This is a genomic window from Streptomyces sp. NBC_00328, from assembly GCF_036139655.1.
Lineage (GTDB): Bacteria > Actinomycetota > Actinomycetes > Streptomycetales > Streptomycetaceae > Streptomyces.
Genome location: NZ_CP108013.1, coordinates 1,878,023 through 1,897,612 on the forward strand (window position 1 = coordinate 1,878,023; position 19,590 = coordinate 1,897,612).

14 protein-coding genes and 1 pseudogene are annotated in these 19,590 nt (G+C 70.8%); 8 read left to right on the top strand and 7 right to left on the bottom strand.

The features are described from left to right. Positions 1-7: 7 nt before the first annotated feature. Positions 8-2,953: an FAD-binding and (Fe-S)-binding domain-containing protein gene (locus tag OG485_RS08095; protein WP_328665338.1), complete on the top strand. Its 2,946-nt coding sequence runs from the start codon at positions 8-10 to the stop codon at positions 2,951-2,953. 96 nt (positions 2,954-3,049) lie between these two features. On the opposite strand, the gene OG485_RS08100 is transcribed toward OG485_RS08095, so the two are convergent. Together OG485_RS08100 and OG485_RS08105 are read right to left on the bottom strand one after the other, a co-directional pair. Beyond that, the gene (locus OG485_RS08100; protein WP_328665341.1) at positions 3,050-4,699 is read right to left on the bottom strand and encodes a peptide-N4-asparagine amidase; all 1,650 of its coding nucleotides are present in this window, start codon (positions 4,697-4,699) and stop codon (positions 3,050-3,052) included. A gap of 103 nt (positions 4,700-4,802) precedes the next feature. Further along, positions 4,803-5,552 (bottom strand): L,D-transpeptidase family protein, encoded by a 750-nt coding sequence (locus OG485_RS08105; protein ID WP_328665343.1) that lies wholly within the window; start codon positions 5,550-5,552, stop codon positions 4,803-4,805. Between the two features lie 232 nt (positions 5,553-5,784). Here OG485_RS08105 and OG485_RS08110 point away from each other — a divergent pair, with 232 nt between their 5' ends. The 4 genes from OG485_RS08110 to OG485_RS08125 all read left to right on the top strand — a co-directional run bounded on the left by OG485_RS08110 (position 5,785) and on the right by OG485_RS08125 (position 10,703). Further along, the gene (locus OG485_RS08110; RefSeq protein ID WP_328665346.1) at positions 5,785-7,653 is read left to right on the top strand and encodes an ABC transporter ATP-binding protein; all 1,869 of its coding nucleotides are present in this window, start codon (positions 5,785-5,787) and stop codon (positions 7,651-7,653) included. Continuing rightward, on the top strand, positions 7,650-9,542 hold the full coding sequence (locus OG485_RS08115; protein WP_328665347.1) for an ABC transporter ATP-binding protein: 1,893 nt from the start codon (positions 7,650-7,652) through the stop codon (positions 9,540-9,542). Before OG485_RS08110 ends, OG485_RS08115 begins: the two co-directional genes overlap by 4 nt. 378 nt (positions 9,543-9,920) lie before the next feature. Further along, the gene (locus tag OG485_RS08120) at positions 9,921-10,391 is read left to right on the top strand and encodes a DUF5709 domain-containing protein (RefSeq protein WP_328665350.1); all 471 of its coding nucleotides are present in this window, start codon (positions 9,921-9,923) and stop codon (positions 10,389-10,391) included. 36 nt (positions 10,392-10,427) lie between these two features. Continuing rightward, a complete protein-coding gene (locus OG485_RS08125) occupies positions 10,428-10,703 on the top strand; it encodes a type B 50S ribosomal protein L31 (RefSeq protein ID WP_328665352.1) in 276 nt (91 codons plus the stop codon). Between the two features lie 89 nt (positions 10,704-10,792). Here the strand turns inward: OG485_RS08125 and OG485_RS08130 are convergent, their stop codons facing one another. Then, positions 10,793-11,587, bottom strand: coding sequence for a metal-dependent hydrolase (locus OG485_RS08130; protein ID WP_328665354.1), 795 nt, complete (start codon positions 11,585-11,587; stop codon positions 10,793-10,795). Positions 11,588-11,732: 145 nt separating this feature from the next. On the opposite strand from OG485_RS08130, the gene OG485_RS08135 reads away from it, so the two are divergent. Both OG485_RS08135 and OG485_RS08140 read left to right on the top strand, forming a co-directional pair. After that, positions 11,733-14,246, top strand: coding sequence for a DEAD/DEAH box helicase (locus OG485_RS08135; protein ID WP_328665356.1), 2,514 nt, complete (start codon positions 11,733-11,735; stop codon positions 14,244-14,246). A gap of 19 nt (positions 14,247-14,265) precedes the next feature. Further along, positions 14,266-15,132: an acyl-CoA thioesterase gene (locus tag OG485_RS08140; protein ID WP_328455147.1), complete on the top strand. Its 867-nt coding sequence runs from the start codon at positions 14,266-14,268 to the stop codon at positions 15,130-15,132. On the opposite strand, the gene OG485_RS08145 is transcribed toward OG485_RS08140, so the two are convergent. Next, entirely contained in the window at positions 15,069-16,130 is a 1,062-nt protein-coding gene (locus OG485_RS08145; protein ID WP_328665360.1) for a DUF6397 family protein, read from the bottom strand. The genes OG485_RS08140 and OG485_RS08145 overlap by 64 nt on opposite strands. Before the next feature lie 325 nt (positions 16,131-16,455). Here OG485_RS08145 and OG485_RS08150 point away from each other — a divergent pair. Then, positions 16,456-17,672 (top strand): annotated as a pseudogene (locus tag OG485_RS08150) (IS110 family transposase); the annotation flags it as partial. Positions 17,673-17,778: 106 nt separating this feature from the next. Here OG485_RS08150 and OG485_RS08155 read toward each other — a convergent pair. The 3 genes from OG485_RS08155 to OG485_RS08165 all read right to left on the bottom strand — a co-directional run bounded on the left by OG485_RS08155 (position 17,779) and on the right by OG485_RS08165 (position 19,575). Continuing rightward, the gene (locus OG485_RS08155) at positions 17,779-18,192 is read right to left on the bottom strand and encodes a roadblock/LC7 domain-containing protein (RefSeq protein WP_328665361.1); all 414 of its coding nucleotides are present in this window, start codon (positions 18,190-18,192) and stop codon (positions 17,779-17,781) included. A 169-nt stretch (positions 18,193-18,361) separates the two neighbouring features. After that, positions 18,362-18,967 (bottom strand): GTP-binding protein, encoded by a 606-nt coding sequence (locus OG485_RS08160; RefSeq protein ID WP_328665363.1) that lies wholly within the window; start codon positions 18,965-18,967, stop codon positions 18,362-18,364. Between the two features lie 194 nt (positions 18,968-19,161). Continuing rightward, complete coding sequence (locus OG485_RS08165) at positions 19,162-19,575, bottom strand: DUF742 domain-containing protein (protein WP_328665365.1); 414 nt, start codon at positions 19,573-19,575, stop codon at positions 19,162-19,164. Positions 19,576-19,590 lie beyond the last annotated feature (15 nt).

Below are 19,590 nucleotides of genomic sequence, written 5' to 3' on the forward strand. Positions count from 1 at the left end.
GTCCGCGATGCCGCTGCTGGAGCCCGATCCCGACGCCCTGCGCCCCGACGCGCGCCCCGAGGTCCCGGCGGCCGACCGGGTGCCCGAGGACCGGGCCGGCGGGACTCCCGAGCCGCTGCGCGGCGACCTGATCGCCCTGCTCGGCCACGAGAAGGTACTGACCGGGATCTCCGACCTCGTGCGCTACGCGTCCGACGCCAGCCCCTACCGCTTCGTGCCGCGGGTCGTCGTGGTCCCCGAGGACATCGACGACGTCTCGGCGGTGCTCTCGTACGCCCACGGCAAGGGCCGCGAGGTGGTGTTCCGCGCGGCCGGGACCTCGCTCAACGGCCAGGCACAGGGCGAGGACATCCTCGTCGACGTCCGGCGGCACTGGACGGGCGTCGAGGTCCTCGACGGCGGAGCGCGGGTCCGGATCGCTCCGGGCACGACCGTCGCCCGCGTCAATGCCGCGCTCGCCCGGCACGGGCGCGTGCTCGGCCCCGACCCGGCGAGCGCGGTCGCCTGCACGGTCGGCGGCGTGGTCGCGAACAACGCCTCCGGCATGACGGCGGGCACCACCCGCAACTCCTACGTCACCCTCGCCTCGCTCACGTTCGTCCTGCCGTCCGGCACGGTCGTGGACACGGCCGAACCGGACGCCGACGAGCGGCTGGCGCGTGCGGAACCGGCCCTGTGCGCCGGACTCGTGGAGCTCAAGGCGGAGATCGAGGCGGACGCCGCGCTGGTCGACCGGATCCGCGCCAAGTACACGATCAAGAACACCAACGGCTACCGTCTGGACGCCTTCCTGGACGGCTCGACGCCCGTCGGGATCCTGCGCGGTCTGATGGTCGGATCGCAGGGCACCTTCGGCTTCATCTCGGAGGTCGTCTTCGACACTCTGCCGCTGGACCGCAGGGTGTCCGCCGCGCTGCTCTTCTTCGGCTCACTGCCCGCCGCGGCCGCCGCCGTGCCCCTGTTCACCGCGGCGGGCGCCTCGGCCGTCGAGCTGATGGACGGCAACACCCTGCGTGCCTCGGTGGCCGTGGAGGGGGTGCCCGGTGACTGGGCCGGTCTTCCGGGTCCGACGACCGCTCTGCTCGTCGAGTTCCGCGCCCCGGACGAGGCCACGCAGGAGGCGTACGAGGAGCGCGCCCGCGCGGTACTGGAGGGGATTCCTCTGGTGTCGCCCGCGCCCTCGGTGACGAACGCCCTCACCCGGGACCAGCGGACCGTCGCCGGCTACTGGAAGGCCCGCAAGGCGTTCGTGACGGCGGTCGGCGGAGCACGCCCCTCCGGTACGACACTGATCACGGAGGACTTCGCGGTACCGCCCGAGCGGCTCGCCGAGGCCTGCGAGGCGCTGCTGGAACTCCAGACCCGGCACGGCTTCGACGCCGCCGTCGCGGGCCATGCCGCCCACGGCAATCTGCATTTCCTGCTGGCCTTCGACGCGTCCAGGCCCGCCGACGTGGAGCGGTACGCCGCGTTCATGGACGCGTTCTGCCGGCTCACGGTGGAACGCTTCGACGGCTCACTCAAGGCCGAACACGCCACAGGGCGCAACATCGCACCCTTCCTGGAGCTCGAATGGGGGTCCAGAGCGACGGAGTTGATGTGGCGCACCAAACGGCTGGTCGATCCGGACGGCGTGCTCGCACCGCGCGTCGTGCTCGACCGGGATCCGCGTGCGCACGTACGGGGCCTGAAGACGATCCCTCGTGTCGAGGCGATCGCCGACCCGTGCATCGAGTGCGGCTTCTGCGAACCGACCTGCCCCAGCCAGGACGTGACGACGACACCGCGCCAACGGATCGTGCTGCGCCGCGAGATGATGCGCCAGCCCGAGGGCTCGCCGGTCGAGAACGGGCTCCTGGAGGCGTACGGATACGACGCCGTGGACACCTGCGCGGGCGACTCGACCTGCAAGCTGGCCTGCCCGGTCGGCATCGACACGGGCGCCCTGATGAAGACGTTCCGGCATGCCCGGCACACTCCGCGCGAGGAGAAGGCGGCCGCGCTGGCCGCGCGGCACTTCCGTGTGCTCGAAGCCTCCGCGCGGCTGGCCGTCGCCGTCGCCGACCGGATCGGCGACCGGCGGGTGAACACCGTGACGCGGGCGGTCCGCAGGGCCGTACGCCCCGATCTCGTGCCCGAGTGGCTGCCGCGGATGCCCGGAGCCGCCCCCTCCGCCATGCCCCGCACCGCACGCGTGGGGGCCGTCGCCGTCTACTACCCGGCCTGCGTCAACCGCGTCTTCGGCGGTCCGGGGGACGTCTCGCTCGCGCGGGCCGTCGTCGCGGTCTCCGCGCGAGCGGGAAAGCCGGTGTGGATTCCGGACGATGTCCGGGGGACGTGCTGCGCGACGATCTGGCACTCCAAGGGGTACGACGCGGGCAACGCCGTGATGGCCAACCGTGTCGTCGAGGCGGCCTGGGGCTGGACCGCCGGCGGCAGACTGCCGCTCGTCGTGGACGCCTCGTCGTGCACGCTCGGCATCGCGCGCGAGGTCGTACCGTATCTGACCCCCGACAACCGGGAGCTGCACGCCGAGCTGCTGGTCGTCGACTCACTGGTGTGGGCGGCGGAGGAACTCCTCCCCCACCTCACCGTGCGTCGCACCCTGGGCTCCGCGGTCCTCCACCCGACCTGCTCCATGCGGCACTTGGGCGACGAGGCGCAACTGCGCGCCGTGGCCGAGGCGTGTGCGGACGAGGTGGTGGTGCCCGACGACGCCGGATGCTGCGCCTTCGCGGGCGACCGCGGCATGCTCCACAGGGAACTGACCGAGTCGGCCACCCGCGAGGAGGCGGCGTTCGTGACCTCCCGCGACTTCGACGCGCATCTGTCGGCCAATCGCATGTGCGAGGTGGGCATGGATCACGCGACGGGACGCGGCTACTACTCCGCGCTCCTGGCGCTGGAGCACGCGACCCGCCCGGGCGCCGGACGGGCCGACCGGTCCCGATGACCCGGTCCCGGTGACCCGGCCGGCCCGCGTCCGTTCCTCGTCCTCACCCTGGACGGCCGCACTCGTCACCCCCGCCGTCGGGCCCGTCGCCCGGGCTCAGCAGCGGGCGCGGTCCTGCGTGAGCGTCCCTTGCACGGTGACCAGGGAGCGGTCGTAACAGCCGGCCGAACCGTGGCGCCGGTAGCGCTCGCTCGTCGTGGCGACCGCGTGACGCTGGTCGCGCGGCACGCCGGCCGTGTACGTGGCGTCGCCCGTGTAGGTGTCGTCGAGCCGTGACCACGTGGTGGGCCGGCCGCCCGAGTCCTCGGCCACGGAGGCCCGGTCGCCGAGCGTCAGCACGGTCCGCAGCCGGTCGTCCGCGCCGAGGGTCGTCGTGCCGTCCATCGTGTACGCGCGCCGGGTGCGCGTCGTCGTGGCGGGTCCGCGTCCGTCGACGGTCACCACCTCGTCGTCGGTCCACGTCGCCTCGAGGCCGTCCGTGTTCTCGCCCTCGGTCCAGCGGTGCGTGGAGTTGTTCGCCAGGGTGCGGCTGACCGTCGTCACCACTCTGCCGTGCGAGGTGTCGAGGTACCCGGCGACCGTCAGCCGGTGCCGTCCCGCGGTCTCGACACGGTGCTCCGAACCGGGTGTGTACGTCGAGGAGTCGGCGAGATCGCCCGCCTCGGCCCGCAGGAGCGCACCGCTCACATGGCCGCGCCGGGCGTCCTGCCGGACCAGCACGTTGACGGGCAGGCTCCAGCCCGACTGCCCCTCCGGTACGCCTACGACGGAGACGTCGATCCGGTGCGGACGCCCGTCGTTGAGCAGTCCGGCGAACGGGGTCAGGTCGTACTCGATGGGCTTGACGGCGAAGGCACGGGGCCCCGGAATCACGTACCAGAGGAAGGGATTGGACCAGCCGCCGGTCCACACGGTCGGGAACGGTTCGGCGACACCGGCGAGTCGGCCGTCGACCTCGATCTGCACCTCACGGTAGGGGCCGTTGTCCGCCTTGCAGGAGTACGGTGCCGCGTCCGGGACCGTCAGATACCAGACCTCCTCACAGCCACCGCCGGACCCGGTCGCGTACACCTCGGCGATCACGCGTTCGCTGTTGCGCGGGGTGGTCAGGGTGCCGTCCTTGAGGGTCAGGACACGGTCGGGGGTCACGGCGGGCCTGCCCGCGTAGAACGTCAGCGTGGCCTTGACGTCGAGAACCCCGGTGTACGTGTCGTCGACGACGTTCCCGATCAGCATCTCGACGTCGTGACTCCGCCGGAACGTGTCGCTGTAGCGCGTCACATCCGTCTCGACGGACCACTCGATCCCGTCGGGCGACGGCTCCGGGGTGGACGTACGGAGAATCTCGACCCCGCCGACGTGCAGATAGCCGAGACGGTCGAACTGGCGCCCCTTGACCTTGCCTTCGAGCCGGAGCACGACCTCGCTCCAGCGGTCGCCGCAGCCCGACGGCGGGGTGTACGTGCCCGTGTAGGGCGTGAAGTCGCGGAACTGTGCCTCGGCGAGCGTCACTTCACAGGACGGCGCGGACGGCCTGGCGACGGGCGGGGCGGCGGTGACGGGATCGTGCCAGTCGCTGCCGAACTCGACGGGCACGTCGGACGATCGGGCGACGGACGCGGTGGAGGCCGCGGACGCACGAGCCGCGACGGACGCGGTGGCCGCCGGAGCCGGGCCCGCCCCGAGGAGGGCGCTCGCCACGAGGATCACTCCGGCGAGCATGGACATGATGGCCGGTCTACTCATGTGCGGTGTTCTACGGGGCGGTCGCGCCGACCGCAATGGCGCACCGGCGACCCCCGGCCACCCCGCCCGGGGCCCGGCGGCGCGGCCGGGGCGCGCCGGACCACTAAGCGTTCAGGTCGGCTTTGTCCCCCATCACCACCACGGGGTGCTCTTCCGGGTCGAGTGTGCGCAGGAGGTACTCCATGCCCTCCTTGGGCAGACTCACGCACGCCGACGTGCCGCTGCCGTGGTCCATGTGCAGCCAGATGCCGCCGCCCTTGTCATCGCCCCAGGGCCGGGTCGGATCGTCCGGAGGATCGCCCTCGACGCGGTTGTAGTCGATGGCGATGACGTAGTCGAAGTCGTGCCAGTACGACTCGGGCCAGTCGTGGGGAGCCTGGTACGTCTCCGACTGCGTGTACGGCAACCGGGCACCCGGGTCGTCGAGCACGCCACCGGCGTCGCTGAGCGTGAACACACCGACGGGGCTGCGCTTGTCGTCCTCGTGATGGTCGGTGGTCCAGCCCTTCGTCCCGTTGTGCGCCGCCCAGCTGCGCGTCCTCTCCCAGGCCGTACCGGACTTCGTGTACAGCACGGCCGTGGATTCCGCGGAGTCCTTGCCCTCGCCGTACACCGCCAGCACCTGGCCCGAATCGGAGGGGATCCGCCGCTGGAGCCGGTCGCCCACGTCGGGGATGCGTGTCGGGTCGACCGCGGGCGCACTCGTACGAGCGACAGCGCCGGGGGCTCCCGCGCGACCCTTCGCCCCGCTGCCGCTTCCGCCCTCCACTCCGCCGCAGGCCGTGAGAGTGACCGCGACGGCTCCGCAGACCATGGCCGCGAGCCCCGTGCGCATCGCGCCGTTCTTTCGCATGCCGTCCATCCTCGCACCACGTATCGGGCGAATCGCCCTTCCCTCCCGTTCCGGCCGGTCGCGGTCGCCGCGGTCCGGTTCGCGGTCCGGTTCCTTGCGGCAGGGCGGAAAACCGTTTGCTTTCGACCACGCTCCGAAGCGAACCTTTCACGGTTTGCTGTCGGCCCCCCGGCCGGACGGCTGCCGAAATCCGGAGCACTCTCCATCGCCTGACACGAGCCACTGGGACGTCATGCAGATCCAAGACCTTCCGTATCCCGACCCGGGTGTGCCCGACGCGCGCTCAGGTCCCCGATTCCTGTGGTGGCTCGGGCGTAATCAGCTCGGCGGACAGTTCAAGGCCCTGGCCTGGGGTCTGCTGCACTTCCTGGCCGTCTCCACGCTGCCGTTCTGCGTCGGTCTGGCCGTCCAGTCCGTCGTCGACCACTCCGGCACCCGGCTCGCCCTGACCGGCGCGCTGATGGCGGTGTGCGGCGTGTGCATCGCCCTCGGCGAACTCATGCTCCACCGCACCGCGGTCACCAACTGGATCACCGCGGCCGCGCGCGTCCAGCAACTGCTGGCCCGCAGAACCGCGCTGCTGGGCTCCGCGCTCACGCGGCGCGTCGCGGCCGGCGAGGTGGTCGCGGTCTCCACCGGCGACGTCGAGAAGATCGGCTGGTTCGTGGAGAGCGTGTCGCGGTTCTCGGCTGCCGCCGTGACGGTCGTGGTGGTCTGTGTGGCCCTGGTCGTCTACCAGCCGGCCCTGGGTGTGATCGTCGCCGTGGGCGTGCCCGTGCTGGCGTTGGCCGTACTGCCGCTGCTGCCCCGCGCCACCCGGCGCGCCGACTTCCAGCGGGAGAAGGCCGGCCGCGCGACCGAGCTGGCCTCCGACACCGTGGCGGGCCTGCGGGTACTGCGCGGCATCGGCGGCGAGGAGCTCTTCCTCGACCGCTACCGCCGCGCCTCCCAGGAGGTGCGCCGGGCCGCCGTACGCAGCGCGCGCATGTGGTCGGCGATCTCGGCGATCCAGGTGCTGCTGCCCGGTCTGCTGATGATCGCCGTCGTCTGGCGCGGTGTGCAGTTGGCCCGGGACGGCCGGATCGAGGTCGGTGAACTGATCACCGTGTACAGCGCCGTCATGCTTCTCACGTACCCGTTGCGACATTTCGAGGAGATCGCGATGGCCTACTCCTTCTCGCGTCCGTCGGCCAGGCGAGCCGCCCGGGTGCTGTCCCTGGAACGGGCCATGGACAGCGGCGGCTCACGCGCCGCCGAGGTGCCGGGCGGCGATCTGTACGACCCAGTGACCGGTCTGCTCGCTCCCGAGGGCAGGTTCACAGCCGTGGTGTGCGGGGACCCGGACGCGGCGGGACTGCTGGCCGAGCGGCTCGGCGGCCACGCCTCCCAGCAAGGTGAGCCGGCGCGCGCCGAGGGCGGGCCGAGGAGCACCTCGGTGGTCCTCGGGGGCGTGCCGCTGGACGATTTGCCCCTGGAGTGCGCCCGCACCGCCGTCCTCGTCCAGGACAAGGATCCGGTGCTGCTGTCGGGCTCCCTGCGCGAGCTGCTCGATGTGCCGGCCTCGGGTCTCGTGAGCGCCGAGGCAGCCCTGTCCTCGGCCCAGTGCGGCGATGTGCTGAACGCGCTCGCCCAGGGATCGCTCGACACCGAGGATCCGATGGACGCCCGCGTCACGGAACGCGGCCGCTCCCTGTCCGGGGGCCAGCGCCAGCGGCTCGCACTGGCCCGGTCCCTGATCACGGACCCGGAGGTACTCGTCCTGGACGAGCCGACGTCCGCGGTCGACTCACACACCGAGGCCCGGATCGCCGACGGAGTGCGCTCCCTGCGCGCTGGGCGCACGACCGTGGTCTTCACCTCCTCACCGCTGCTCCTGGACCACGCGGACCGGGTCGTTCTCATCCACGAGGGCGAGGTCGTCGCGGTCGGCGTGCACCGCGAACTGGTACACAGCGAGCCGCGATACCGGGCCGTGGTGACCCGCGAGACCGAGGAAGAGGCCGCCGCGGAAGCCGCGGACCGGACCGCTCTCGGCGCGGTGACCGTGGACGACGAGGCCGTTCTCGACGGCGTACTGGAAGAGATCGAGGAGACCGCATGATCGGCGTGGCACCACCCGCGTACGACCCGGCCGCCCCGACGACGGCGAACACGTTGCCCGTCGGCGCGCCCGCGACCGTACGCGCCTACGTGAGCGAGCTGTTCCGACGGCACCGCAGGGCCTTCCTGCTCCTGGTCGCCGTCAACACCGTGGCCGTCGTGGCCTCGATGGCCGGGCCCTATCTGCTGGGCTCGGTCGTCGAACGTGTCTCGGACCACGCGGACGACCTCCATCTGGAGACCACGTCCGCCTTCTTCGTCGTCGCGCTCGTCATCCAGGCCGTGTTCGTCCGGCAGGTGCGGCTGCGGGGTGCCATGCTCGGCGAGCGGATGCTGGCAGATCTGCGCGAGGACTTCCTCGTACGGTCGGTCGGTCTGCCGCCCGGCGTCCTGGAACGGGCCGGGACGGGCGACCTGCTGTCCCGCATCACCACCGACATCGACCGGCTGGCCAACGCGATGCGCGAGGCCGTCCCACAGCTGGCCATCGGTGTCGTGTGGGCGGCACTGCTGCTCGGCGGACTCGCCGTGACAGCCCCCGTACTCGCTCCCGCCGTCCTGGTCGCCGTTCCGGTGCTGGTGATGGGCTGCCGCTGGTACTTCAAGCGGGCGCCCGCCGCCTACCGCTCGGAGGCGGCCGGCTACGCCGCCGTCGCCGCCGTCCTCGCCGAGACGGTCGACGCCGGGCGCACGATCGAGGTGCACCGTCTCGACAGGAGCCGCATCGAGCTGTCGGACCGCCGGGTCCGGGAATGGACGGCGTGGGAGCGCTACACGCTCTGGCTGCGGTCGGTTCTCTTCCCGGTCGTCAACATCACGCATGTCACGGTGCTCTGCTCGGTCCTGATGATCGGCGGGTGGCTCGCTCTCCAGGGCTGGATCGGGGTGGGCCAGCTGACGACGGGTGCGCTGATCGCCCAGATGCTCGTCGACCCGGTGGGACTGATCCTGCGCTGGTACGACGAGCTCCAGGTAGCCCAGGTGTCGCTGGCGCGGCTGGTCGGTGTCCGGGACATCGAGCCGGACGCGGGCGACCCGGCCGTGAAGCCGGAGGGCCGCGACGTCCACGCGGACCGGGTGCACTTCGGCTACCGCGCGGGGGTCGACGTGCTGCGGGAGGTCTCCCTGGCGGTGCCGCCCGGCACGCGGCTCGCCCTGGTCGGCCCGTCCGGCGCGGGGAAGTCCACCCTGGGCAGGCTGCTCGCCGGGATCTACGCGCCCCGGGACGGCCGGATCACCCTCGGCGGCGCCGAGCTGTCCCGGATGCCCGCGGAGGAGGTCCGGGCGCACGTGGCTCTGGTCAACCAGGAGCACCATGTGTTCGTGGGCTCCCTGCGCGACAACCTGCTGCTCGCCGTCCCCCGCTCCCGGCAGCATCAGGACGACGAGCAGGATCAGCGTCAAGAACAGGCTCCGGCTGCTGGCACTGGCGCTGAGGCTGGTGCTGGTGCCAGGGCTGCGGGCGATGGCGCCGCTTCCGTCGACGCCCGGCTGTGGGCGGCTCTCGGCGCGGTCGACGCGACCGGCTGGGCGCGAGCGCTGGACGACGGTCTGGACACCGAGGTCGGCTCGGGCGGGTTCGCGCTCACGCCGGCCCAGGCCCAGCAGATCGCGCTGGCCCGGCTGGTGCTGGCCGACCCGCACACCCTGGTCCTGGACGAAGCGACCTCGCTCCTGGACCCGCGGGCGGCCCGCCATCTGGAACGCTCGCTGGCCCGTGTCCTCGACGGCCGCACCGTCGTCGCCATCGCCCACCGCCTCCACACCGCTCACGACGCCGACGTCATCGCCGTGGTCGAGAACGGCCGCATCAGCGAACTCGGCAGCCACGAACAACTGGTCGCGGCGGACGGCGCGTACGCGGCGCTGTGGAGGTCCTGGCACGGGTGAGCGGGATGCCCGGCCGGGGCCACCGTTCCGCAAGCCGGCTGCCGAGCGGGACCACCTGCCCGCGACGCGTGGGGTAGGTGTCGGCCGGGGCGGCCAGGACTGCCAGGCCATGCGACAGGCGTCGCACCGGTCCGTTCCCACGTTCACCGCACCCCGCGAGGGGCCCGGCGGGCGGGCGTCGGTCCCTGCGACGCTGCTGGTCGGCCCCTGTGGCGTTGCGCGGTGCCGAAGGGGGGTGGAAGGCTGGACGTGGGCACCCGCTCGGGGGACTCCCGCGAACCAACCGGTTCGCGGGGAGCGACGACCGTGTCCTCGGGTCCGCGCGCCCGCCGTCGAACACGGCGGCTCCGGTCCCGTCCGCACCCCCTGGAGGTACCCGTGGACAGCGCCGACGGATGGGGAGACGACGTCTACCAGCCCGACGGATCCGAGGTACAGGACGACGCGGGGCTGCTCGACGCCGAGGACACACTGGTGACGGACGGCGTCAGTGACCCCCTGGACCGCGGCTGGTCCCCGCCGGAGCGGCCGTGGGCGGTGGAGCACCGTGGGGTGACCGCCTCGGAACGCCGGGCGGGCGAGACCCTGGACGAGCGCCTCGCCGACGAGCTGCCCGACATCGCCGCATCCGACGGAGACGGCATCGGCGACTGCGAGGGCACCGACGGAGAGCCCCTCGACAACGAGGTGGGTGCCCTGCGCTCCGGCCGGCTGGTGGCCCCGAACGAAGGCGCGCACGAGGACGAGGAGAGCGGGCTCATCGCCACGGACATCGGCATCGACGGCGCCGCGGCCTCGGCGGAGGAAGCCGCGATGCACATCGTCGACGAGGACGCCGTGTCCGGCTGACCGGCACGCGTCCCGCTTCTCCCCCAAGGAGTCGCCATGCAGCAGGACAAGCAGCCCGACTACCGCCCCGTGGTGTTCCGCGACCGCGTCGCCGGATACGCCTTCCTCACGCGCTCCACCGCCACGAGCGACCGGACCATCGACTGGGACGACGGCGAGACCTACCCGGTCGTGGACGTCGAGATCTCCTCGGAGAGTCATCCCTTCTACACGGGCAAGGCCCGCACGGTGGACTCCGAGGGCCGCATCGCCCAGTTCGAGCGGCGTTTCGGAGGCGGGGACCAGGGGTCCGGCACAGGGGACGACGGCTGACCGTGACGGGCGCCCCGCGTCAAGCCATGGGCGCCGGTACGGCCACGAAGGAGTCGCGCGACGGTGGCGCGATCCGGGAGACTCCGGACTCAGATGTAGTTCAGCGCGGCCGCGCAGCCCACGGCGCCCAGCACCATGAACACCGGCGTCAGCACCTTGAGCTCCACCCAGCTGCCCGCTCGGAAGCGCATCGCCTTGGGCGGGCCTATCGGGTACCAGCGCTTGCGGCCGATCGGGATGGGCCAGAGGACCGGGCAGCCGGACACCGTCAGCGCGTCCCCGATGTCGTGCACCAGGGCACCGAGAATGACCGGCAGCCCGAGCCAGAGGTACTCCTGGCCCGGCGCGGTGAACAGCCAGTCCGAGCCGTTGCCCGGCTTGTCCAGAGTCTGCGCGAGGATCCACGAGCTCGTCGCGGCGAGCAGCCAGACCAGGACGTTGCTGCTCGAACCGCGGGCGGCCCGCCACAGCAGACCCTCGATGGCGAGCACCATGTGCACGAAGAGGATGCCGAGGACCGCCCAGCGACCGCAGGTGATCGCCAGCACCGCCGTGCCCGATCCGATCGCCACCGCCCACACCCAGGTGTGCGTCAGCGTGCGGTGACCGCCGCTGCGCCGGGGGTCGCCCGGCTTTCGGGTCCCCTTGTAGGCGGCGTAGGAGAGCTTGTCGACGATCTCGCACAGCCTTCGTGACACCGGTCCGAAGGCATTGGAGATCGTGGCAGCCTTGTGGTCCAGGTCCGGGGCGAGAGCGGCGCCCGCGCAGATCAGGGCGCCGACAAGCAGGACCGGCCAGGGCATGGCATGGCCGGCCGCGGCTGCCGCCGCTCCGACGCCGAGCCAGGCCGCGGCCCCCGACAGTGAGTGTGCTGGTCCCATCATGGCCGTTCCCCGCCCCATTCCTCTTGTAACGCTGTCCAGTTGCCCGTGCACGCTGACGCGTCACCGGCGCCACAGCGTAGCGGTCGTGATCTTTGCCCGAACATCCGATTCCCCCATCACGTGCATCGACAGGCAAGATGGGGGCGTGACCCTTATCGATCAGCTGCCGCAGACCGCAGACCCCGACGCCCTCTACGAAGCCTTCGAGTCGTGGGCCGGGGAACGCGGTCTCACCCTCTACCCCCATCAGGAGGAGGCGCTGATCGAGGTTGTCTCGGGTGCGAACGTGATCGTCTCGACGCCCACCGGCTCGGGCAAGAGCATGATCGCCGCGGGTGCGCACTTCGCCGCGCTCGCCCGGGACGAGGTCACCTTCTACACGGCGCCGATCAAGGCGCTCGTCTCGGAGAAGTTCTTCGAGCTCTGCAAGATGTTCGGCACCGAGAACGTCGGCATGCTCACCGGCGACGCCTCCGTGAACGCCGACGCTCCGGTCATCTGCTGCACCGCCGAGGTCCTCGCGTCCATCGCGCTGAGGGACGGCAAACACGCCGATGTCGGTCAGGTCGTCATGGACGAGTTCCACTTCTACGCCGAGGGCGACCGGGGCTGGGCCTGGCAGATCCCGATCCTGGAGCTTCCGCAGGCGCAGTTCATCCTGATGTCGGCGACCCTCGGCGACGTCTCGATGTTCGAGAAGGACCTCACGCGCCGCACCGGCCGGCCCACGACTGTGGTCCGCTCGGCGACCCGGCCCGTCCCGCTCTCCTACGAGTACGTGCTCACTCCGCTGACGGAGACCCTCACCGAGCTGCTCGCCACCAAGCAGGCCCCGGTCTACATCGTGCACTTCACCCAGGCGCAGGCCGTGGAACGGGCGCAGGCGCTGATGAGCATCAACATGTGCACGCGTGCGGAGAAGGACCAGATCGCCGAGCTCATCGGCAACTTCCGGTTCACCACCAAGTTCGGCCAAAACCTCTCCCGCTACGTACGCCACGGCATCGGTGTGCACCACGCCGGCATGCTGCCCAAGTACCGGCGACTGGTGGAGAAGCTGGCCCAGGCCGGTCTCCTGAAGGTCATCTGCGGCACGGACACGCTCGGTGTCGGCGTCAACGTCCCCATCCGCACGGTGCTGTTCACCGCGCTCACGAAGTACGACGGCACTCGGGTGCGCACGCTGCGCGCCCGCGAGTTCCACCAGATCGCGGGACGGGCCGGACGCGCGGGCTTCGACACGGCGGGCTACGTCGTCGCTCAGGCGCCGGAGCACGTCATCGAGAACGAGAAGTCGCTCGCCAAGGCGGGCGACGACCCGAAGAAGCGCCGCAAGGTGGTGCGCAAGAAGGCTCCCGAGGGCTTCGTGGGCTGGACCGACAACACCTTCGAGAAGCTGATCGCCTCCGATCCCGAGCCGCTGACCTCGCGCTTCCGCGTGACGCACACGATGCTGCTCTCGGTGATCGCACGGCCCGGCAACGCCTTCGAGGCGATGCGGCATCTGCTGGAGGACAACCACGAGCCGCGCAAGCAGCAGCTGCGGCACATCCGCCGGGCCATCGCGATCTACCGCTCGCTGCTCGACGGCGGCATCGTGGAGAAGCTCGACGAGCCCGACCCGACGGGCCGCGTCGTGCGGCTCACCGTCGATCTCCAGCAGGACTTCGCGCTGAACCAGCCCCTGTCGACGTTCGCGCTCGCCGCCTTCGACCTGCTGGACCCCGACTCCCCGTCGTACGCCCTCGACATGGTGTCCGTCGTGGAGTCCACGCTGGACGAACCGCGGCAGATCCTCGCGGCCCAGCAGAACAAGGCCCGTGGTGAGGCCGTGGCCGCGATGAAGTCCGACGGCGTCGAGTACGAGGAGCGCATGGAGCGGCTCCAGGACGTGACGTACCCCAAGCCGCTGGAGGAACTGCTCTTCCACGCGTACAACACCTACCGCAAGAGCCATCCGTGGGTCGGCGACCACCCGCTGTCGCCGAAGTCCGTCATCCGTGACATGTACGAACGGGCCATGTCCTTCACGGAGTTCGTCTCCTTCTACGAACTCGCCCGCACCGAGGGCATCGTCCTGCGTTACCTGGCCAGCGCCTACAAGGCCCTCGAGCACACCATCCCGGACGACCTGAAGTCCGAGGACCTGGAGGACCTGATCGCCTGGCTGGGCGAGATGGTGCGACAGGTCGACTCCAGCCTGCTCGACGAGTGGGAACAGCTCGCCAACCCCGAGGTGATGACGGCCGAGGAGGCTCAGGAGAAGGCCGACCAGGTCAAGCCGGTCACCTCGAACGCCCGAGCTTTCCGTGTCCTCGTCCGCAACGCGATGTTCCGCAGGGTCGAGCTGGCCGCTCTGGACAACGTCGACGAACTCGGCGAGCTGGACGGCGACTCCGGTTGGGACGCCGACGCGTGGGGCGAGGCCATGGACAAGTACTGGGACGAGTACGAGGACCTCGGTACCGGTCCCGACGCCCGTGGCCCCAAGCTGCTCTCGATCGTGGAGGAGCCGCAGAACGGTCTGTGGCGCGTCCGTCAGACCTTCGCGGACCCGAACGGCGACCACGACTGGGGCATCAGCGCGGAGGTCGACCTCACGGCCTCGGACGCCGAGGGCCGTGCCATCGTCAAGGTCACCGACGTCGGACAGCTGTGAGCACAGGAGAATCCCACCGATGACGAACCCGGCCGAAAGGCTCGTCGACCTGCTCGACCTGGAGCAGATCGAGGTCAACATCTTCCGCGGCCTCAGCCCGCAGGAGTCGCTGCAGCGGGTCTTCGGCGGCCAGGTCGCAGGCCAGGCGCTGGTCGCCGCCGGCCGCACCACGGAGGGCGACCGGCCGGTGCACTCGCTGCACGCGTACTTCCTGCGTCCTGGCCGGCCCGGCGTCCCGATCGTGTACCAGGTCGAACGGGTGCGGGACGGACGGTCGTTCACCACACGGCGCGTCACCGCCGTGCAGCAGGGCCGCACGATCTTCAATCTGACCGCCTCCTTTCACAAGCCCGAGGAAGGGAGCTTCGAGCACCAGCTGCCGCCGGCCCGCGAGGTGCCGGATCCCGAGTCCCTGCCGACGGTGACGCAGGAGATCAAGGAGCATCTGGGCGCTCTGCCCGAAACGCTGGAACGCATGGCACGGCGCCAGCCGTTCGACATCCGCTATGTGGACCGGCTGCGCTGGACGCCCGAGGAGACCAAGGACGCCGAGCCGCGCAGCGCCGTATGGATGCGTGCTGTCGGGCCGCTGGGTGACGACCCGCTCGTGCACACCTGTGCCCTCACCTACGCGAGCGACATGACGCTCCTGGACGCCGTCCGGATCCCGGTGGAGCCGTTGTGGGGACCGCGCGGTTTCGACATGGCGTCGCTGGACCACGCCATGTGGTTCCACCGGCCGTTCCGCGCGGACGAGTGGTTCCTGTACGACCAGGAGTCACCGATCGCGACGGGCGGCCGTGGTCTGGCCCGCGGGCGCATCTACGACCTCGAAGGACGCCTGCTCGTCTCGGTCGTGCAGGAGGGACTGTTCAGAGCGCTGTAGGCGGACTCGTCCGGGCTCCTTCGGCGCAGCCATGCGAGCAGCTTCCGCGACCGCGCGGACTCCGGCGGCGTGAGCGGGGCGTCCGTGGCGGTGAGGCGCTCTCGCACGGCGCGCGGAGCACCGGTCGGTGAGAGCCGGGCGGCCGCCGGTGGAGCCGCGGCCGGCCGGCTTGGCGACGACGCGTGTGCCGGGGCCGGCGCCGGGACGGTCGAGGGGTCCGGTGCCGGACGGGGCACGGGGCGGTCCTCCCTGGCTTCCAGAACGCTCTGCCCCAGGTCGGCCCTCAGCCAGCCGATCTCGTCCGGGTCGTCCGCCGTTGTGATGCGTTCGACGATCAGCGCTCCGGGCGAGTCCGGTGCGGCCTGTGAAACAGGCGCGGGACGAAGGCGGTTGAGATGTGCGCGCTCGTAGGGATCCTTGACGACCTCGGCCACGTGGACGGGGTCGAGCAGGGACGCCACCACCGCGGCACGGGCCCAGGGATCCTGTGTCTGCCTCAGCAGGAACCCCAGGTGGCGGCCACGCCAGTTGCGGGGGCGAAGGTCCAGTCCTTCGCTCAGCTGGTCCCGAAGGGCTTCCGGTGTCCGGCCGCTCAGGAGCGGCGCGTTGTGCTCGTCGGTCGCGAACTGCCGTAGTTCCGCGGCGAGGTAGAGCCAGACGACCATCCTGTAGCGGTTGAGGTAGACCTTGACCGGCACCACCAGTCCCAGGCGTGCGAGGCGGGTGAAGCGGGCGTTCGTCACGCCCACGAGGGCGGCGCCCTCCGTGGTGCCGACGGCCTTGATCCGCTCGCGCAGCGCTTCCGGGAACCCGGATTCGGCTCGCACTCGGTGGATCTCCGCGCGTGGGATCCGGCGTCCCCCGCCTCCCTCGTCGGGCACCGAGCGCACACAGCCGAGGTTCAGGGCCAGGTCGAACTCGCCCCGCCTGAGCTCCAGTTCCCGTGCGGCCCGGCTGAGCGAGAGGGTGGCGGACTGTGTGACGGTGGTTCCGGACATGACGGTCTCCCCTGAGGTGTGGGAGGCTCGCGCCGGTGTGCGCTCGCCTCGGGAAAAACCGTATCCGGCTTGTCGGACTTCGTGGCGAGCCTGTGGAAAACCTCAGCCCCGGCACAGTCTCTGCAGGTCAGCGAACCAGCGCACCTTCGGTGCGTGCCGGGGGCGTGGTAAATCCCGTGGCACGCGCCGAAGGTGCTTCTGTCTGCCCTGACATGGGGTGATGTCGGTCCGGGACGCTGGAGGGGTTCGTTCCGGACGAAGCCGATGTCTCTGTGATGCCGGTGAGCTCGCAGGTCAGCGTGGCGCTGAGGGCCGTCCACGGGAACTGCACGAACGCTGCGCTGGTGTGGACATCAGCAAGAAGGATGCCGAGGTGTGTGTTCGCACGCCGAGTACGAAACGGCGGGGGTCGTTCAGCACCGAGATCACGACGTGGGGTTCGATGACGAACGCGGTCCTCGCGCTGCGGGATCACCTGCTAGCCGCCGAGGTCACCCTGGTGGTGATCGAGGCAACCAGCGACTACTGGAAGCCGTTCCACCACCTGCTGTGCGAGGACTTGGCCGTGGTCCTGGTCAACGCTCGGCAGGTCAAGAACCTGCCCGGCCGTAAGACCGACGTCTTCGATGTGGCCTGGCTCGCCCGGCTCGGTGCCCACGGGCTGGTCAGGCCGTCGTTCGTGCCCGACCAGCCCGTGCGTGAACTGCGGGATCCGACCCGCGCCCGAACCCAGCTCACCCGTGAGCGCGGCCAGATCGTCCAGCGCCTGGAGAAGCTGCTGGAGGACACCGGGATCAAACTCGCCGCGGTCGCCTCCGACATCATGGGCGTCTCCGGCCGGGCCATGCTGGAGGCTCTCGTCTTGGGCGAACGCGAACCGCAGACCCTCGCGGAGCTGGCCAAACGCAAGCTCCGCAACAAGATCCCCGAACTCGCCGAGGCCCTGACCGGCCGCTTCCGCGATCATCACGCCTTCCTGGTCCGGCTGCACCTGGCCCACTACGACCAGCTCACGGATGCGGTCGGGCAACTGGATGTGCGGATCGAGGAGGCGAGGGCTCCTTTCGAGGCGCCCTCGACCTGCTCGACGCCATCCCCGGGATCAACCGCGCGGTCGCCGAGGTGATCGTCGCGGAGACCGGCGGCGACACGGCCCGGTTCGCCTCCGCCCGGCACCTCGCCTCCTGGGCCGGGGTCTGCCCCGGCCACCACGAGTCCGCCGGCCGCACCAAGAGCACCAGGGTCCGCCCCGGCAATCCCTACCTGAAGGGAACACTCGGGCTCGCGGCGTTCGGCGCGGTGAGGACCAAAGGAACCTGCCTGCAAGTCCGTTACAAGCGGATCGCCGCCCGCCGCGGCTCGCTCGGGGCCCTGGTCGCCGTCGAGCACTCGATCATCACCGTGATCTGGCACATGCTCACCGACAACGTCATCCACCGCGAGCTCGGCGGCGCCTACTTCACCCAGCGCGACCCCGAACGCGCCACCCGCCGCGCGATCGACGTCCTCAACCAGCTCGGCTACACCGTCACCCTCAACCCGCGGAAGCCACAGCCTGACCGTCCCACGACCAAACACCCGCAAGCCTCTGCAGCCACCGGACACCCAGCCCTGCCCAAACAACCCCTGACCTGGACCTATTTACGCGTCAGAGGTCCGAAACGGGCTTGCCTTCCGGCTGTCGAGCGTCCACGCGAAGGTGTTCTCCGACGCGGTTCACCAGCAACGTCATCTCGTAGGCGACCTGGCCGATGTCCGCCTCCGCCCCGCTGAGGACGGACAGACAGCTCCCCGTGCCGGCCGCGGTGACGAAGAGCACCGCGTCGTCGAATTCGACCATCGTCTGCCGTACCTGCCCGGCGCCGAAATGACGGCCGGAGCCCTTGGCCAGGCTGTGCAGTCCCGACGAGACTGCGGCGAGGTGTTCCGCGTCCTCGCGTCGGAGTCCTGTGCTCGCGCCCGTCACCAGCCCGTCGTTGGACAGCACCAGCGCGTGCCGAACGTGCTCGACGCGCTCGGTGAGGTCGTCCAGCAACCAGCCGAGTCCCGTGTTCTGTTCCATGATCCGGTCTCCCCGTGTGGTATTCCCCCCTGGCCGGAGGATTCGACCAGCAACCCTTCCCCACTGCCGCCGTCCGGGCAAGGCGGATGGGTGGCATGGCAGAGAAGATGGCCGACGAGCAGACGTGAGCCGTGGCGCCGGGCGGGGCCGACCCGGATGACGGGCAGCCTCAGCTGACGGATTCGAGCAGCCGGGCGGTGTGCACTCTCCCCGCGTATTCGACGAGCCGGATCAGCACCTCCTTCCCGGATTCCCGGTCGCGGGCGTCGCAGAGGACGACCGGCGTACCGCGGTCGAGGTCGAGGGCGCGGGAGACGTCCTTGATGCCGTACGTACGAGCCTCCGGGAAGCAGTTGACCGCCACCACGAAGGGAATTCGGCGGTGCTCGAAGTAGTCCACCGCCGGGAAACAGTCCTCGAGCCGTCGGGTGTCGGCGAGGACGACGGCACCCAGAGCGCCCGTCGACAGCTCGTCCCACAGGAACCAGAAGCGGTCCTGACCGGGTGTTCCGAAGAGATAGAGCGAGAGCCCGGACCGGATGGTGATGCGTCCGAAGTCCATCGCCACGGTCGTGGTGATCTTCTGGCCCACGTCCCCGGTGTCGTCGACGGACCGGCCGGCCTCGCTCAGCAGTTCCTCGGTACGCAGCGGCCGGATCTCACTGACCGCGCCCACCAGGGTGGTCTTCCCGACGCCGAAGCCGCCGGCGACCAGTATCTTCAGCGCCATGGCGGACGGGTCGCCACCCGTGGCGTCGGAGTGCTCGGAGACCATGGATCACTTCTCTCGGGAGTGCCGGCGGCCGCCGGCATCGGTGCGTGTGGTACGGGTGAACGAAGCCAGCATCATGACAACTACGGTTCCGTCGGGCGGGCTTGGACCGGACATTGCCCCTTGTGACCGGAACACGCCCGTTCCGTGCCCAGGAGTGAGCTCGAAGGGCCGTTGTACCGACCGATGTTCATCGTCTAGAGCGCCTTCAGCCCCTCGATCACCTCGCGGAGGATTCGTTCGTCGGGCAGGTACGCGGGCGGCACCGGCCGGCTGACGATGACGCAGCCGCGTTCCAGGAGGTCGCCCAGAAGCACCCTGACCACGCCCACGGGAAGGCCGGTGCCCGCGGCCAGTTCGGCGACCGACAGGGTCTCTGTACGGCACAGTTCGACCAGGGTTCGGTGCTCCGGGCCGAGCGAGCTGTCCCCATCGGCTCCCGGCGCTGCCCTGTCGAGCGTGACCAGGGCGATCAGATCGAAATGCGTCCCGGCGGGGCCGGCTTTGGTGCGCCCGCCCGTCACGGCGTAGGGGCGGACGAGTGGGCCCGCCTCCTGGTCGTACCACTGGCTGCCCGGCAATGGCGGGGTGCCCGGTGCGTCCTCGGTCATCTGTACCGGCCGTCC